The 17,022-nt window shown below is 34.6% G+C and carries 17 protein-coding genes; 2 read left to right on the top strand and 15 right to left on the bottom strand.

Annotation, left to right across the window (positions count from 1 at the left end):
* Position 1 precedes the first annotated feature (1 nt).
* The 7 genes from VPAR_RS04555 to VPAR_RS04525 form a co-directional block, all read right to left on the bottom strand.
* A complete protein-coding gene (locus tag VPAR_RS04555; RefSeq protein WP_012864342.1) occupies positions 2–1,291 on the bottom strand; it encodes a homoserine dehydrogenase in 1,290 nt (429 codons plus the stop codon).
* 24 nt (positions 1,292–1,315) lie between these two features.
* A complete protein-coding gene (locus tag VPAR_RS04550) occupies positions 1,316–1,765 on the bottom strand; it encodes an ACT domain-containing protein (RefSeq protein WP_004695770.1) in 450 nt (149 codons plus the stop codon).
* Between the two features lie 13 nt (positions 1,766–1,778).
* On the bottom strand, positions 1,779–2,771 hold the full coding sequence (locus VPAR_RS04545) for a lysylphosphatidylglycerol synthase transmembrane domain-containing protein (RefSeq protein ID WP_012864341.1): 993 nt from the start codon (positions 2,769–2,771) through the stop codon (positions 1,779–1,781).
* Positions 2,768–3,622, bottom strand: a complete 855-nt coding sequence (locus VPAR_RS04540) for a ChbG/HpnK family deacetylase (protein ID WP_012864340.1) — start codon at positions 3,620–3,622, stop codon at positions 2,768–2,770. The genes VPAR_RS04545 and VPAR_RS04540 overlap by 4 nt, the downstream gene beginning before the upstream one ends.
* Before the next feature lie 159 nt (positions 3,623–3,781).
* Positions 3,782–4,576 carry a TrmH family RNA methyltransferase gene (locus VPAR_RS04535; protein WP_012864339.1) on the bottom strand — a complete coding sequence of 265 codons (795 nt, stop codon included), beginning with the start codon at positions 4,574–4,576 and terminating at the stop codon, positions 3,782–3,784.
* Between the two features lies 1 nt (position 4,577).
* The gene (locus VPAR_RS04530; RefSeq protein ID WP_012864338.1) at positions 4,578–6,323 is read right to left on the bottom strand and encodes an ABC transporter ATP-binding protein; all 1,746 of its coding nucleotides are present in this window, start codon (positions 6,321–6,323) and stop codon (positions 4,578–4,580) included.
* Positions 6,310–8,037: an ABC transporter ATP-binding protein gene (locus VPAR_RS04525; protein WP_012864337.1), complete on the bottom strand. Its 1,728-nt coding sequence runs from the start codon at positions 8,035–8,037 to the stop codon at positions 6,310–6,312. Before VPAR_RS04525 ends, VPAR_RS04530 begins: the two co-directional genes overlap by 14 nt.
* 413 nt (positions 8,038–8,450) lie before the next feature.
* On the opposite strand from VPAR_RS04525, the gene tpx reads away from it, so the two are divergent.
* The gene (gene tpx, locus VPAR_RS04520) at positions 8,451–8,966 is read left to right on the top strand and encodes a thiol peroxidase (protein WP_008600893.1); all 516 of its coding nucleotides are present in this window, start codon (positions 8,451–8,453) and stop codon (positions 8,964–8,966) included.
* Between the two features lie 103 nt (positions 8,967–9,069).
* Positions 9,070–9,465 carry a phosphate-starvation-inducible protein PsiE gene (locus tag VPAR_RS04515; protein ID WP_008600892.1) on the top strand — a complete coding sequence of 132 codons (396 nt, stop codon included), beginning with the start codon at positions 9,070–9,072 and terminating at the stop codon, positions 9,463–9,465.
* A gap of 64 nt (positions 9,466–9,529) precedes the next feature.
* On the opposite strand, the gene VPAR_RS04510 is transcribed toward VPAR_RS04515, so the two are convergent.
* From VPAR_RS04510 to dnaJ, 8 genes are all read right to left on the bottom strand, one after another.
* Positions 9,530–11,434 carry a type I glutamate--ammonia ligase gene (locus VPAR_RS04510; RefSeq protein WP_012864336.1) on the bottom strand — a complete coding sequence of 635 codons (1,905 nt, stop codon included), beginning with the start codon at positions 11,432–11,434 and terminating at the stop codon, positions 9,530–9,532.
* Between the two features lie 237 nt (positions 11,435–11,671).
* Positions 11,672–12,115, bottom strand: coding sequence for a GatB/YqeY domain-containing protein (locus VPAR_RS04505; RefSeq protein WP_012864335.1), 444 nt, complete (start codon positions 12,113–12,115; stop codon positions 11,672–11,674).
* 82 nt (positions 12,116–12,197) lie between these two features.
* On the bottom strand, positions 12,198–12,377 hold the full coding sequence (rpsU, locus tag VPAR_RS04500; protein WP_004695751.1) for a 30S ribosomal protein S21: 180 nt from the start codon (positions 12,375–12,377) through the stop codon (positions 12,198–12,200).
* Between the two features lie 157 nt (positions 12,378–12,534).
* A complete protein-coding gene (locus VPAR_RS04495; protein ID WP_012864334.1) occupies positions 12,535–12,879 on the bottom strand; it encodes a histidine triad nucleotide-binding protein in 345 nt (114 codons plus the stop codon).
* An 11-nt stretch (positions 12,880–12,890) separates the two neighbouring features.
* Positions 12,891–14,186, bottom strand: a complete 1,296-nt coding sequence (gene mtaB, locus VPAR_RS04490; RefSeq protein WP_012864333.1) for a tRNA (N(6)-L-threonylcarbamoyladenosine(37)-C(2))-methylthiotransferase MtaB — start codon at positions 14,184–14,186, stop codon at positions 12,891–12,893.
* Positions 14,187–14,210: 24 nt separating this feature from the next.
* Complete coding sequence (locus tag VPAR_RS04485) at positions 14,211–14,942, bottom strand: RsmE family RNA methyltransferase (RefSeq protein WP_012864332.1); 732 nt, start codon at positions 14,940–14,942, stop codon at positions 14,211–14,213.
* Positions 14,939–15,802, bottom strand: coding sequence for a 50S ribosomal protein L11 methyltransferase (locus VPAR_RS04480; protein ID WP_012864331.1), 864 nt, complete (start codon positions 15,800–15,802; stop codon positions 14,939–14,941). Before VPAR_RS04480 ends, VPAR_RS04485 begins: the two co-directional genes overlap by 4 nt.
* Before the next feature lie 55 nt (positions 15,803–15,857).
* The gene (gene dnaJ / locus VPAR_RS04475) at positions 15,858–17,012 is read right to left on the bottom strand and encodes a molecular chaperone DnaJ (protein ID WP_012864330.1); all 1,155 of its coding nucleotides are present in this window, start codon (positions 17,010–17,012) and stop codon (positions 15,858–15,860) included.
* Between the last annotated feature and the right edge of the window lie 10 nt (positions 17,013–17,022).

The following is a 17,022-nucleotide window of genomic DNA, read 5'->3' as shown; positions in this document are numbered from 1 at the left end:
ATTAAGCTTCCATAATACGAATAACACTATTAACAGCCTTAACGGAACGCAAGCTATTAAAAGAGTCTATAAGATTTAAAATATAAGATCTTGGGCATTTAGATGTAACAATGGCAAGAACTGCAGTTTCTGGATCCATATTTCGTTGAACGATGGATAAAACAGAAATCTTTTGTTCTGCTAATTTTGCAGAGATTTTTGCTAGTACACCTGTTTTATTATCTACTGCTAAACGCAAGTAGTAGCTAGATTGAATTTTACCTGGAGAATAAATATCTTTTTGATCGTAATAGAACGGTTTCAAACGACCAGTTTCGTTATAAGAGACATTCTTTGCCACTTCCATAATGTCAGATACTACAGAACTACCTGTCGGTAAGCTACCTGCACCACGACCATATAACATGACATCGTCGATACCATTCCCCTTTACATAAATCGCATTATAGGATCCGCGAACAGATGCCAATGGATGTGTCGTAGGAATAAATGCAGGGTATACATTTAGAGATAATCCTTGAGCAGTTTCTTTGGCAATACCTAATAATTTAATATTGTAACCAAACTCTTTCCCAAATTTTATATCTTCAGTATCAATACAAGTAATACCTTCTACAGTTACATCTTCAAAGAAAATACGACGGTTAAAACTAATAGATGCAAGGATTGCCAATTTACGAGCTGCATCAAGGCCTTCAACATCAGCTGTTGGATCTGCCTCTGCATACCCCAAATCTTGTGCTTCTTTCAATACATCTTGATAGCTTAAACCTTCTTCAGACATTTTAGTCAAAATAAAGTTTGTAGTACCGTTCATAATGCCAATGATTTCAGTAATACGATTACCGGCTAACGATTCATATAATGTGCGGATTATAGGAATACCACCTAAAACAGATGCTTCAAAACGTAAGTCTACCCCATTTTTACTCGCTAAGTCTAATAAGTATGGACCAGCTTCTGCTAATAAATCTTTATTTGCAGTTACCACATTCTTCTTAGCTTTTAAAGCACCTTCTACGCAATCCTTAGCAAAGTTTGTACCACCCATCAATTCCACTACCATTTGGATGGAATCGTCTTTTAACACTTCATCAATATCAGTTACATATTTAGCTGTTTCTGGTAATGTAATATGACTATATTTTTCTGGATTTCGTACATAAATTTTTGAAATTTCAACATTGACACCTGTACGATTTTTAATTAATTCAGCATTGTCTTGCAATAAGTTAAAAGTACCTTGTGCAACAGTACCAAAACCTAATAAAGCAATTTTTATAGTGGTCATAATCGTCCTACTCTCTTAATTAGCCTATGCTTGGCCTAAAATTTCTACCTTGATAATACCCTTCATAGAGCGAATATCTAGCAATAAATCTTCTAATGAACCTTGTAAATCCTTGGTTTCAAAAGATATGCTACTATTCGCAATGCCTTGTAATGGAATATCTTGATTAATCGTTAAAATACTACCGTTACGTTCAGCAATGGCTTTCAAAACGCTTGATAACATACCAGATTCATTTGACATAGAAACATAAATACTAACAATTTTCCCTTGAGCAATTTCAAAAAATGGAAAAACATAATCCTTATATTTATAATACGCAGATCGACTTAAATCCATTTTTTCAACTGCTTCGTTAATTGTTTTAACCTCACCTAGTTTTAGAATTTCTTTTACTTTTATCGTCTTTTTTATAGCCTCTGGTAAAATATCTTCTTGAACCAGATAAAATTTATCTTTTTTTGGTTTAGACATAGAGCACACTCCCTTATTGTTTTCTCGAAGTTTCTTGGGCAACGAATTGTCGTCCATATAATGTTAATACTGCATACATACCGATGAAGAATGGCATATACTCAGCCACAACACGCCATCCTACAGCGATGATGCCCACTGTTCCATTAGGTACAAAGGCACTAAATAATACTACAAATAGACCTTCTGCAATGCCTGTTCCCCCTGGGGTTGGTGCAAAATACAAAATAAGATTTAATAAAATCATGCGATCTAAAATATCGATAATAGGAATATCTGGTGTGAAAGCATACATTAAGGCGGGTGCAATACAATATAAGCATAATAAACTCAAACCAGATTCAATAAAAACTATTAAAGATTGGACAGGTTGTTTATAAAGTAAACCAAGACCTTGATTTAGTGTTTCTAATTTAGAAAGCCAATCTTTAGTGTTATGTGCTTTAAATCGTTGTGCTAGATTATAGACAAATTGACGCATATACTTAGTCTGTAATATATAAGTTCCCACTAAGGTCGCTATAACAGCAAGCACGGCAAAAATTAAAAGCATATCACGAGAGATATATGGAATTTCAATAGCATCTCGTAAGAATACTAAAGGCAGCATAATGACCAAAAACATAATGGAAAATACGGTACGTATTAATACAATCGGTGTACCTTTAGATATGGGGACGCCATAACTTCTCAACACCAGTACTTGCGCGACAGCCCCCCCGCTAGCTCCAGGTGTCAACATAGCCATAAAATAATTACTAAAAATAACTCGTAGCACTGCTCGTATCGATAACTTGTAACCACCAATTTTTACGAGCCTTTGAAGTCGTAATCCATCAAAATACATACCTGCTACTAAAGCAACTAAAGCTAATAATAAAGAAATACTATTAAAAGATGATATGGCTTTCAATGCATCTAAATCAATAGTATAGTAAATAATACCAATTGATACAGCCAATAACAAGAGAAACATAAAGATGCCTCTCTTCATCATTTTACTCATACCAAGTCTCCATAATTAATGAGCTCTATATCATGTTGACTTATATATAATCGCGTATGACTGGAACAGAGTGCATGCAACTCATCTTCCCAATGATAACCCCAATTATAAAGCTTACTAAGAATACTACTATTACTACCTGGGTGAACCATCAATTCATGGGTACCAGAATTTTTATTTACCGCTTTTAATATACCCATTAAAGATTTCTGGTTTATATGACCTCCATTTGCCATGCCCCAAAAATATTGGGTTGTAGTCATACAATTATTTCGTATGATTGGTCGCGCATTAGCCGCAACCGTTGATAAACCAACTTTACCAAGAAATCGAATTGGGGAATACATATAATTCATAAAACCAGTAGACTCATCGGGTATACGTATAGCATGTATACCAAAGGATTTTGCCTGTTCAATCACAATTGGCAATACCGTTGGTAACACATGCAAATGTTGATGTCCATCAATATGAGTTACCCTTAAGCCGGTATCCATTATTTGAGCTATTTGTGCATGAATCTCTTTACGTAATTCACTATAATTGATTTTGCCAGAGTAAATACGTTTAATAAATTCTACATAGTTCTCTGGAAATACACCTTCTGGTGTGAGAAGTGATGAAACTTCTGATGGATCACATACTGGTTTGACCCCACCCACCAAGGTAATATGAATACCAATGCCCAACTTAGGGTTTTGTTTTGCCATACTTACGGCTTCTGTAAAAGCTTCTCCTCCTGCCATTAAAGAGGTACTGGTAATAATACCTCTACGGTGACCATCAATAATACCAGCATTAACTGCACTATGAAGGCCAAAATCGTCTGCATTTACAATTAATTTGGACATAGTTATCTTCCTTTTCATGAAAAAAAGGGAGAACTTTGTTCTCCCACAAAGGATATATGTTATTGTACCAAATACACAACTAAAAAATCAATACAAAAGCCCTCTACTTGTATACTAGTAGAGGACTTTTTATAAGGTCATAAATTTTTATCATATATACTAAGACATTAATTGTTCTTGTACTTTATACATACATAATGCAGCAGCTACGCTTACATTTAAGGATTCCATATCACCATACATAGGAATCATAATACGATTTGTACATAGATTCATAACCTCTGGTGTTACGCCATTCCCTTCGTTTCCTAATACTAGCATAGTTCGCTTAGCATAACGTACAGTATGATAAGGATTGGAATGTTCTAAAGCTGTTACATAGCTAGTCATATTAGACTCGGTTACCATATCATGTAACAGAGTTAACGTAATGTCTTCATATAAAGGTATTTTATGTAAGGCGCTCATGGTACTGCGGACTGTCTTGTCATTAAAAGGGTCCACAGTTCCTTTCATCAAAAATATCCCTTTAACACCTGCTGCAACAGCAGTACGAATAATGGTACCTAGATTGCCGGGATCTTGAACACCATCTAATGTAATATATAAACCATCCACAATAGAAATTGATTCAATATCATATGTAGGCTTTGATACAATAGCAACTACACCTTGTCCATTTACGGTATTATCTACTTTATCAAACACTGGATCTTGTGCGATATATTTAGGTACAGATTGAACAGTATCTAAGTCTAATAAATCTAATATATTTTTATCTTGCGCTTTAGATTCACGTATAACGATTGTTTTTACTGCACCCATAGCTGCAATATCTCGAATAGAGCGAATGCCTTCAACGATGTACTCTCCATTTTTTTGGCGATTTTTACGTTGCCTTAATGAGATAATTCGCTTAATCGTTTTATTATCTTTAGATTGGATAAATTCCATACTAACTCCCACTGTGTTGATTATTCCATAGATTATAAAAGGCCCCTTTTAAGTTAATGAGTTCATCAAAAGATCCTTTTTCTATTATTTTACCATATTCCATATACACTATTTTATTGGCATCTTCCACTGTTGAAAGACGATGAGCAATACTTACGATTGTTTTACTACCTCGAATACTTTCAATACTTGCTTGAATTTGTTTCTCCGTATGACTATCGATATTAGCCGTTGCTTCATCTAGCAATAGAATAGGTGTTTTTTTAATCAAGGTACGGCCAAAAGCCAATAATTGTTTTTGTCCATCAGATAATAAGGAGCCTAAATAACCAACCGGTGTATCATACCCTTCCGGAAGTTGTTCAATCATAGCATCCAAATTAACTTGTTTTGCTGCATTGACAATTTCCTCATTGGATATTGATGTATCAAAAAGTGTTAAGTTATCTCTAATGGAGCCCTTAAATAGATAAGCTTGCTGAAAAACATACCCCATTAAATGACGAAGTACAGAACTGTCATATTTAGCAATATTTATACCGTTAATATAGATTGCCCCTCTTGTTGGTTTGTAGACTCCCATCAACAATGATAAAAGTGTTGATTTACCACTACCAGAGGGACCTACAATCCCTATGAATTCTCCAGCCTTAATATTTAATGTAAAGTCTTCTAGCGCATAAATATCGTTATTATTATAGGAAAACCACACATGCTCAAATTCAATGGTCTCTATATGTTTAAATTCATCAGGAACTTCATCAGCCATCTGACGCTCTTCTTCCTCTAATAAGGGAACTAATCTTTCAGCACCAGCTAGTGCACTTTGTAGTGAGTTATATTTATCTGCAATTTCCTTTAATGGTTGGAAAAATCGGTCCATATATTGGATAAAGGCAAATACTGTACCAGCGTCAGCTACAGAGTCTATTAAATTCGTAGTTGTAAAAATAACAATTAACGCAACAAAGAATAGACCATCTACGAGTGGTCTAAAAATAGAAAACGTAATAACTTCAAAAAGACCTGCTTCTAAGAAACCTTTATTAACAGTATTATAACGTTCCTCAATGGCTTTTTCGCCACCATAGGATTTTACGATTACAATATAATTTAACAGTTCCTTGATACTCGCATTAGATGCAGCTACAGAGCGTCTTACCTGACGAAATGCTTTACGGGAAAACTTTTGAAACACCCAAATAATTCCACCCATTATAGGTAATAAAATTGTCATGATAATAGCTAGGGGTACATTAATAGCATACATAAATCCTAATATACCAATAATCATCAAACCGCTACTAGCTAAATTCAAAATTACATCTGTATATAATGTACGTAATGACTCTACATCATTAGTGATGCGAGTTACCCAATTACCGATTGGCAACTTATAGAATTCATCATGTGGTTTATTAAGAATCTTTTTAAAGACAATACTACGAATATTATAAATTATTTTTTGACCAAAACTTTTTAAAAAGTAATTCTCTACAAAAATAAATAAAACACTACCAATTATAGTAAGTCCATACATTAGAGCATAGTATTCAATAACAGCGATATCATTAGTGGCAAAGCCAAGATCGATGACTTGCTTTGTTATATACGGTCGTAAAAGTAATAATACTAAATTTCCTGCTAGCGCAACCGTTGCTAATAATAGAATACCTAAATAAGGCTTGATGTAGGCAGTTATATAGGAAAATAGAGCCCAGTCATTTCTTAGATTACGCTTCTTCATGATGGGCCTCTCCTTTCTGCGCTTCATATAAGGTGCGGTATAAACCATTGTTAGCTAATAATTCTTTATGAGTACCTTCTTCTACGATACGCCCCTCATCGAATACTAGAATTTTATCTGCTTTCTCTACAACCTCTAATCGCTGTGAAATACATAAAATTGTTTGTTCTTTTACATTATGTAATGTATTTAAAATAGTTGTAACTGTTACTGCATCTAAAGCAGAAAAACAATCATCTAGCAATAAATATGGTGCATTTTTATAAAAGCCGCGAGCCATATTGATTCGCTGCTTTTGTCCACCTGATAAATCATGACCTTCTTCAGCGAGCTCATGTAAATCATCATTTAACAAATCGCCTAAATCTCTATATAAGTCTGCCTTTTGTGCCGCAACCTCTACAGTTTCATGCATAGGTAAAATTTTACCAAATTTAATATTATCTGCAATGGTCGTACTTAAAAGGTAAGATTGTGTTGGCACATAAGCAATTGAGTTTCTAAGTTTTGATAAAGAAACAGCAGCTAAATCTTGATTACCAAAATAAATGGACTGTTTCGGACATTCTTGTAATCCAATAAGCAATTTAAACAATGTACTTTTACCAGAACCAGGTTTGCCAACCAAACCAATAAAAGAACCTTTCGGTATTGTCGTTGTCACTTGAGATAATGCATGGCCTTTAGAGTTTTCATAATTAAAATCTAAGTATCGGATGTGAATATCTTCAAGTGGCAATACCTCATCGGTATCATCTATTGTTTCAATGGGCAAATGCAAGAAATCCATGATACGATCTAAAGAAGCAAGACCTTTTTGTACAATAGAAATAAGGCCCCCAAAGCCTATTAAAGGCCCTACAATTAACATTATAAAAGAATTGATTGTAACAAATTCGCCTATAGTCATTTTACCTTCTACAGCTAAATGTCCACAAATAAAAATACTAATACTGATACAGATAAAGGGTGCAATCCTTGTTAACGGTGTTAATATTGCATCTAGTAGTGCAACATCCATATTCTTCTTATAATTAAGTTTATTTATTTTTTCAAAAGAATTAGATATAATGCTTTCACGATTAAAAGCGCGAATAACATCCATCCCTTGAAATAGCTCTTGTCCAAACTCTGTTAAATCGCTATAAGTAGCTTGTGCACTACGTTGTTTAATACGTAGCTTTCTGCCTAGTACAAATATAGCCACAATAATTAAGAATACAGGTGTCATAATTTTAAAAGCTAATACAGTATTAATCTTTTGAATTAATATTATGGAGCCCACAACGGAGTAGAAAATAATATCCACTACAATCATTACACCTAGACCAAGGGCAACACGTAACGATGTTACATCGTTAGTCATGAGCGCCATAACCTTACCAGGTCCATTAGCCTCATAGTATGTTGTTTTTACTTGTAATGCTTTACTACACAAAATCTCACGAAAAAGATACTCCATGCGACGAATAGATCCTAATAGGGTTCTACGTGAAATAACTTTCAAAATAGTGATAATAATAAATAATAAAATAAAATAATAAATATAAGTAACTAAACCTTCCTTATTATTGCTCAATGTATCTATAGCATTGCCAATGAATTGAGGAACAAATAAAAAAGCCACATCAATTGCCATCAACATAGTTAAGCCAATGGCATAGATCCAGCCTTCACGCCGGAAAAACTGCATAAATAAATCTATTGGTTTCATAGGTCCTCTCTAATATATTCTATTAAGTCTAATTAAAATCATTGCCTATATAATCATTAGTATTAGTATTATTATATTGTAATTGAATTTGAATCAATACTGTAAAAGCTAAATCAACAAACTTTATTATGTTAACTTTACTCTTTATAGTATACACATTTTTTATAATACATTAATACACCTATAAGTATAACAGTTAGATTAAATATTTTTATCACAGCAGCAGTTGTATTTAAACAATATAAGTTAAATGACCTCTTTAAATTTTAATGGTAATCAATCTTAAAGTTTTTTCTAAATTAATACTATATCGAATTTTTTAGTTTACTTATAGTAATGTAAATGTTATACTATGCATATAAAGAAATTTTATCTTACATAATTAGAATTAAAACTCTTAGGAGGAATAAAACATGGAAAAACGTACTGGCGTAGTAACATTTGCAGGTGGCCCTATCACATTAGTTGGCCCAGAAATTAAAGTAGGTCAACAAGCTCCAGACTTCACTGTATTGAGTAATGACTTGCAAGCTAAAACTTTAAAAGACTTCGAAGGTAAAGTAAAAGTTATCTCCGTTGTTCCTTCCCTTGATACAGGTGTTTGTGATGCTCAAACTCGTTGGTTCAACCAAGATGCAACAGCTCTTTCCGAAGATGTAGTCGTATTGACAATTTCTATGGACTTACCATTTGCTCAAAAACGTTGGTGTGGTGCTGCGGGCGTAGATAAAGTTATTACTTTGTCTGACCACAAAGATGCTTCCTTCGGTGAAAACTACGGTTTCTTGATTGAAGAGCTTCGTCTTTTAACTCGTGGCGTTGTAGTAATCAACAAAGATAACAAAGTAACTTATGTTGAATATGTACCAGAAGTAACTCAAGCAGTTAACTTTGATGCTGCATTAGAAGCTATTAAGGCTGATATCTAATCTTAAGATTTTGCTAATAGCTTAATATAGAGATAAAAAGACCGTACGGTGTACGGTCTTTTTATATGTCCTATTGTAAATTATTATTTTATTTGGAGTATGTATGTGGATTCGTATTTCTCAGCTTATTTTAACCATTAAAAATATTGCACTTATTGGTGTTGGCATTGGTTTATGCATTGCTTTAATCAATAGTTTAGTAAACTTTGGTTTTATTGCATGGGCCAATATTCAAGGCTATAGTACTTATTCATTATTGATTGAAGAGATAATTACCTTCTTTCTCTACTTTGAATTTATTGCACTCATAATTAAGTACTTTAAGAATAACTTCCATTTTCCTCTCGATTTCTTCTTATATATTGGCATTACCGCCATTGTTCGTTTACTAATTATCGATCATGAATCAGCTTTGGACATGTTATTATGGTCTATTTCTATTTTAGTTCTAGTTTGTTGCCTAGTACTGGTAGAAAAATTTCTTAATAACAAATCGTAATAGCATAAAAGAGACTCTACACATCAGTAGAGTCTCTTTTATTTTAACACTATCAACTAGCATCTTAGAAAATATTTTTAGCGTAATTAGCGTACTTAGTTTCTAATTCTTCCATTTTATCATTCATTTCGATTTGTAATTGGGATGCTAAATCATATTCACCATCATTAAGTGCATCGATTAAACGAGTGAATAAGGATTTACGATCGTCACTATCTTTAGCAAGGTAGAAACGTAAGTCATTAACTTCTGCAAAGCGTTTATCATCTACACTATTTCGGCTATCAGTATGAATTGCAACCATGCTACGAACTGTATCCAAATTATTTGGAATTAAGCGATTAGCCAATACTAGTTTCCAACGTTTAAGAATGGAGGCAATAAAGGAGTCCATTAAATCTTTAGCAAATGCATTGCCTTGAGCCAATGTTTCTACTAATTCAGGATTATTTTGGTAACCCTTTATGTTTTCCCATACAGTAGCTGGAGCAACACCAAACATTTGATTACGTTCTTCTTGTGTGAAATCATCAAACACATCTTTTTCAGTACGGTATGCACGATTTGTAGCAAGATAATCAGATGTTTCACCTACTTCTTTGGAAAGCTCTGCTTCCAATTGAGCTTGTGTTTTACCAGATGTAATGGCATATTTCATACCATCAAATGCAGAAATAAAGATCAATGCTAAAGCAGTATATGTATTGGTGTAAGGATTTGGAGAACGCAATTCATAACGTGTCGCCATAGGATTATCGATATCTCGAATTAAACCGCAAAGGATTGTACGGTTACGGCTAGGTTCAGATGGATCAGTACCTAAAGATGTAACAATACATACTGGCGCTTCAAACCCAGGTTTTAAACGATTTAAAGAATCTGTTGTAGAGCTGATGAATGGATTAATAGCTTCATAGTGTTTTAAAAGTCCCATAATTGCACCAATGCCTAAAGAGCTAGCAGATTCTTTTCGCATATCTTCTGGGCTAAATAAGTTAACAACTTTACCAGATTTTAATTTAGCCATAACACCAAAATGAGTATGTTCACCAGAACCAGCTACACCAATTATTGGTTTTGCATTAAATGTTACATCAAGACCATTTTCACGGAATACTTCACGAACAATAATACGAGCTTGTAATTCATTATCTGCTGTTTGTAATGGATTATTTGAGAATTTCCAGTCGATTTCTAATTGTTCTAATACAACTGCTTCATGACCATCTTCATCAAGTTTAGCTTTAACGCCACCTACTTCTTTATGACCCATTTCAGCAACCATACCATATCTATCAAGACGTTCAACAGCTTGTTCTAAAGCAGTGCGAACTGTACCATGAGTACGTTGCCAGTATTGTTCTTGTAATTTTTGGGATACGGATAATTCTTTTTTTGTAACTGTTCTAGATGGAGTTTTTACCCAGAATTCTAGTTCTGTTGCAGATGTGAAAATGATATCTACAACTTCATCAGCTTTCACATGCGGCATACCAGGTAAGCCATGTTCTTTAATCAAAGCCAATAATTCAGCACGAACATAGTCGCAGCTGCGTTTTAAAATAGAACGAGAATCTACATAGCGATAGTTATGCATCAAGAATGCAGGAATACGAAGTGTACCAGTTGGTAAGCCTGTAACAGGATCAATATTTTCGTAGTTGTAATCAACAAACCAGTTTACACTTGGATCGCCCCACATATCTACACGAGCATTATTTAATGTAGCAATATTTGTAAGTACTACAGAGGAACCATCTGTTTGAACAGCACGACCTTCAAAGAAAGATTCGTAGTCATCGAAGAATGCTGACATAGGAATCTTTTCATCAGTATCATTACCTGCTAAGTCAATACCTACAAGAGATACGAACTTGATTTCAGGATGTTGTTCTAATAATGCAAGAACCCCTTCTTTCCCATATTGACCCGCTGGAATGTAATATAATAATTCGTTAGTTGTCGACATATTTGTTCCTCCTAAAAGAAAAAGACTCCAACAAATAAATATATAAATCTATATATCTAAAGTGGAGTCTTCGTTGACCAATTATTTTATTGAGTTCATATTATCATATGTTGAAAATATATGTCAATAACTTTCTATAGAATTTCATTATGCTCTTAAAGTTACATCTAACACACCTATTACTATAAAATATAAATCAATTAGTATATATAAAATAGTCGTTGATATCTATTTATATTATCCAAGTAATTCTTTAACAATGTTATTAACAATCTTACCATCTGCACGCCCTTTTGTTTTTGGCATTACATGTTTCATAACATTACCCATATTTACGTTATCACCACATGCAGCAATGGCTTCTTGTACAATTATACGAATTTCATCTTCTTTCAATTGCTCTGGTAAGTATTTTTGCAATACAGCCATTTCTTCTTTTACATGACTAATTAAGTCCTCACGGCCTGCTTTTTCAAATTCTGTTAAGGAATCTTGACGAGTTTTCATTTCCTTAGCTAAAATGCCAAAAATGTCAGCATCATCTAGCTCAATTTTGTCATTGATTTCTGTATTTTTTATGGCACTATTGACCATACGAATTACAGATAACGCTGTTTTACCTTCTTCACGAGCTTTCATAGCTGCTTTCATATCTTCCTTTAATTGATCTTTTAAACTCATATTTCCTCCTTATGTATATAATAAAGAAACCCTAATTCTGGATTTCATAAAGCCATGAAAAGGCAGAATTAGGGTAATCATCTTATGCTCTGAATTTGCGTTTTCTTGCTGCTTCAGATTTTTTCTTTCTTTTTACGCTTGGTTTTTCATAGTGTTCGCGTTTTCTTACTTCAGACAAAACACCCGCTTTTTGGCAGGAGCGTTTGAATCGACGAAGAGCACTTTCAAGCGTTTCGTTTTTACCGACTTTGATTTCAGACATCTATATCCCTCCCTCCAAAAATAATCTCGGGAAGTGCTGATAATTTACATACGCACATATAATATTATATGTATAGGTATAGATGTTGTCAATATTTTCAAGTATATTTTATAGGTTTTTTAATGAGTATTATAAAAAGAATACATAATACTCAAAATTAGGCTTCTGGCCAGCCCATTTCTTCTCCACCTAAAAGGTGTGCATGCATATGGAATACAGTTTGACCGGCTTTTCCGCCAGTATTAAAGATCAAGCGATAACCATCTTTAGAAATACCAAGCTCTTTTGCTACATCACGAACAAATGGCAATAACCCTTCAACATAATCTGCATTCTTTTCATTAAGATGTGCAATATTAGACACGTGATTTTTAGGTACGATTAATACATGAACTTTTTTTACAGGTTGAATATCATGAAAAGCATAGAATTTATCATTTTCTAACACTTTTTTAGACGGAATTTCACCATTGATAATTTTGCAAAAAATGCAGTCACTCATAATCTAACTCCTTACTCAATAATTAAATAATTATCTTCTAAACCTACAACAGTTCCACCAACGAGATCACCAATTTTACGTGTCCCATCAGACTTAACTTTACCATTTATATATTCATTTGTTAAGCCCATGTAGTATCCATTCTCTTCCTTTTCGATGAGAATCTCACCAGGCTTACCAATGCGAGATTTTGCGTATCTTTCATAACCAGATTGGCTAAGACCATTTAAAAGTGCTACACGAGTCTTCTTAACAGCTTCTGGTACTTGATCCGCCATAGTGGCTGCAGGTGTACCCTCACGAATAGAGTATGGGAAGGCATGAATGTGCGTAAATCCAATTTCACGTACTGTATTCAATGTTTCTTCGAAGTCTTCATCAGTTTCTTGAGGGAAACCAGCAATAATATCAGTTGTAATTGATAAATCTTTAATACGAGAACGTAAACTTGTAATTAAATCTTTATATTCTTGTAATGTATAATGGCGTTTCATTAACTTTAATACGTGGTCAGAACCAGCTTGTAGAGGTAAATGTAAGTGTGGACAAACACGTTTATTCGTAGCCATTAATTCTACTAACTCATCAGAAACCTCTACGGATTCAATGGAGCCAAAACGAATGCGGTATAAATTAGGAATCTCTAATAAAGCTTTTACCACATCAGCTAATGTTGGACGACCTGGTAATTCGACACCGTAATTACCCAAATGTATGCCAGTTAATACGATTTCATGGAATCCATGATCTACTAAACGTTTTGCCTCCTGTACAATATCATCAACTTTACGAGATTTTAATTTTCCTCGAGTATAAGGAATGATACAAAAGGCACAATAGTTATTACAACCTTCTTGAATTTTCATGAAAGCACGAGTTTTGTCAGATTCATTACCAAATAACGGCATTTCCTCGAAGTTAGATTCCTTCATGATATCCCGAACAGCATTAATTTGTCGTTCTGTAGATTCTAATTGCTCTACTAATTCAACAATTTTAGAGCGATTATTGGTACCAATAACGAGATTAACACCATCTATAGCAGCAATCGCATCTGGATCAAGCTGAGCATAACAACCAGTTACAATAACATAGGCATCTTCATTTTGACGTTTCGCCTTGCGGATTAATTGACGGGATTTCTTTTCCCCCATATTCGTTACAGAACACGTATTAATTACATATATATCAGCTTTTTCATCGAAGTCTACCGCTTCGTAATTATTTTGTAAAAATAAACCTTTCATGGCATCTGTATCATATTGGTTTACGCGACACCCTAAGGTTGTAAAAGCAACGGTTTTCATTGCACCTCTCTATTCTTATTTAATTTATAATTCTAATTCATATTGAATCATCGCTAACGATCCAATAGCAGCAGTTTCAGCCCGCAAAATTGTATTTCCTAGCGATACTGATTTTCCACCATATTTTATAATAGCATTGATTTCCTTCTCTTGATAGCCCCCTTCAGGACCTATACAAATTAAAACATCAGTTACAGACTTATCGGAATGCAAAGTTTTAAGTACATCTTTGATAGTCTGCCCTGCTTCATTTTCATAGGCTACCAACTTCAACGCCTCAGATTCAATGTCTAATGCTTGTAAAAGCGTCTCTCCTACTACGAGTGTAGGCAAGTGTTTTCGTCCACATTGTTGAGCTGCTTCTAGCATTATTTTTTCCCAACGATTTACTTTTGATTGAAGCTTTTTTTCATCATATTTAGCTACGCAGTTAACTGTGGGCACAAGATAAATTGTATCCACATTTAACTCCGTCGCCTTTTGTAGAACCCACTCTAGTTTTTCACCTTTTAATAAGGATTGAACCAGGATAGTACGATAAGATGCTACATTTTCTTCTACATATTCAATCAGTTTTGCTTGCGCTTTACCATCTACTTCTGCTGTAATTTGATATATACCACAACGGTTATCGCTGCCGGTTACAGTTATGGGCTTCTCCATATTATGGCGGAATACATGTAGTACATGATGGGTCACATCTTTTGGTAATTCTATTATTTCATCTAATGGTGTAGGAATAAAAATCTTTTTCATCGTTTTTCTAGCGCAAACGTATGCCAAGGCCCTGCGACGCGCTCCTCAATAATATGCCAATGAGCCTCAATATATGGCATGATTTCATCATAACGATCATCAATAATGCCACTAATAATCAAAATGCCCTTATCATCCAGTTTCTTACCAATTTGAGGTAATAGTATTTTAAGCGGATCTACTGTTAGATTAGCTAAAATTAATTGGGCAGTACCATTGAAATCACTATCCAAATTACCACAAATGATTTCAGCAGATACATGATTATTATCACAGTTAATTCTAGCTTGATTTGCAGCATACTCTTCTATATCTATACCAACTAAATTTTTAATACCTAAATGGGCTGCTACTAATAAAAGAATACCTGTGCCAGTACCAATATCCAAACAAGTAACTGTATCAAGATCCATAGATTTACTATAGGATTTTAATAACTCTGCACAAGTCCGTGTTGTCTCATGAGACCCGGTACCAAAGGAAATATCTGAATCGATTTCAATAATAGTTTTATTATCTACATTATTGTATTCCTGCCATGCTGGTTTAATGACTAAGTTAGGTAAAATTTCTGTAGGTTCAATATACTGTTGCCAAGAGTTTAACCAAGTTGACCCATCAAGAATATCTGTATCTATTGATATAATCTTAATATTATCCTCTGTAAGGCGTTTTTCTAAATCCGCCTTAATCATATCCATATCGAATGATGAATCAGCGTACATAGTTAATTTTATTAAATTAGGCTGATTTTCAACATCTTCTTCTATAATCCCATTGTCTGTATAATCATCAAAAAGAGTAGTCACCTCATCGGTGGCTACTCTTTCACAGACAACGGAAATTTCTATCCATTGCATATATGCTCCTTTATAGGGAATGTGATGGAACAAACCATTCCTTCACATGAGCTGTTCATTTTGTTAAACAGTCCTTGATTTTTTCAAAGAGACTTTTACTCACTTGTAAGTTATTAACGTCTTCATTACTTTCATTTGCAAAGCGTAGCAATAGCTCACGTTGAGTATCTGTCAACTTCTTAGGCGTTTGGACAGTTACCACAATATGTTGGTCACCCCTTTGGTTAGGGTTACGCAAATATGGAATACCTTTGCCCTTTACGCGGAATGCCGTTCCCGTTTGAGTACCTTCCGGAATCTTTAACTCTACTTTACCATCTAAGGTGTTAACTTGTATAGTCGCACCAAGAGCAGCTTGAGCAAAGCTAATATTTACACGGCTAATAACGTCATTACCATTTCGTTCAAATTCCTTATGCGGACGAACAAAGATATATACATAAAGGTCCCCTTTAGGGCCGCCTAAAATACCAGGTTCCCCTTCATTAGCTACACGTAAGCGAGATCCGCTATCTACACCAGCTGGAATCTTAATGGAAATCTTCCGTTTCGCCAACATTTCGCCAGTACCACGACACTTTGAGCAAGGTTTTTCAATGCTTTTACCCGTACCATGACAGCGAGAACAAGTGCGAACGGACTGCATACGTCCAAATGGAGTATTTTGAATAACCGCTTCTTGACCAGAACCATGACAGTTTGGACAAGTATCGACACGAGAGCCTGGTTCACCACCAGTACCATGACAGTGATCACATTCTTCATGACGATGCACTTCAATTTCCATAGATTTACCAAAGGCTGCATCTTCAAAGGAAATATCGATATCTTCACGCAAGTCATTACCTTTTTGAGGGCCTTGTTGGCGTCCACCACCAAACATGCCACCAAAAATGTCGCCAAAGATATCACCAAAGCCTCCAGCTTGACCACCGAAACCGCCGAAGCCACCTTGGAAACCACCGGCACCAGCGCCGCCTCCTTGTTTGAAGGCGTCGTGGCCGAATTGGTCATATTGAGCTTTTTTAGTTTCATCAGACAAGACTTCGTAAGCTTCGTTAGCTTCTTTAAACTTTGCTTCAGCTTCCTTTGGATTGTCTTTATTTACATCTGGGTGGTATTGGCGGGCCTTTTTACGGAAGGCTTTTTTGATTTCATCTTGAGAGGCATTTTTACTAACCCCTAGGATGTCATAATAATCTCGTGCCATTCGTTACCAA

Source organism: Veillonella parvula DSM 2008 (assembly GCF_000024945.1).
In the GTDB taxonomy this organism is placed as follows: Bacteria; Bacillota; Negativicutes; order Veillonellales; family Veillonellaceae; genus Veillonella; species Veillonella parvula.
This window is presented reverse-complemented; position numbering and strand designations above follow the sequence as displayed.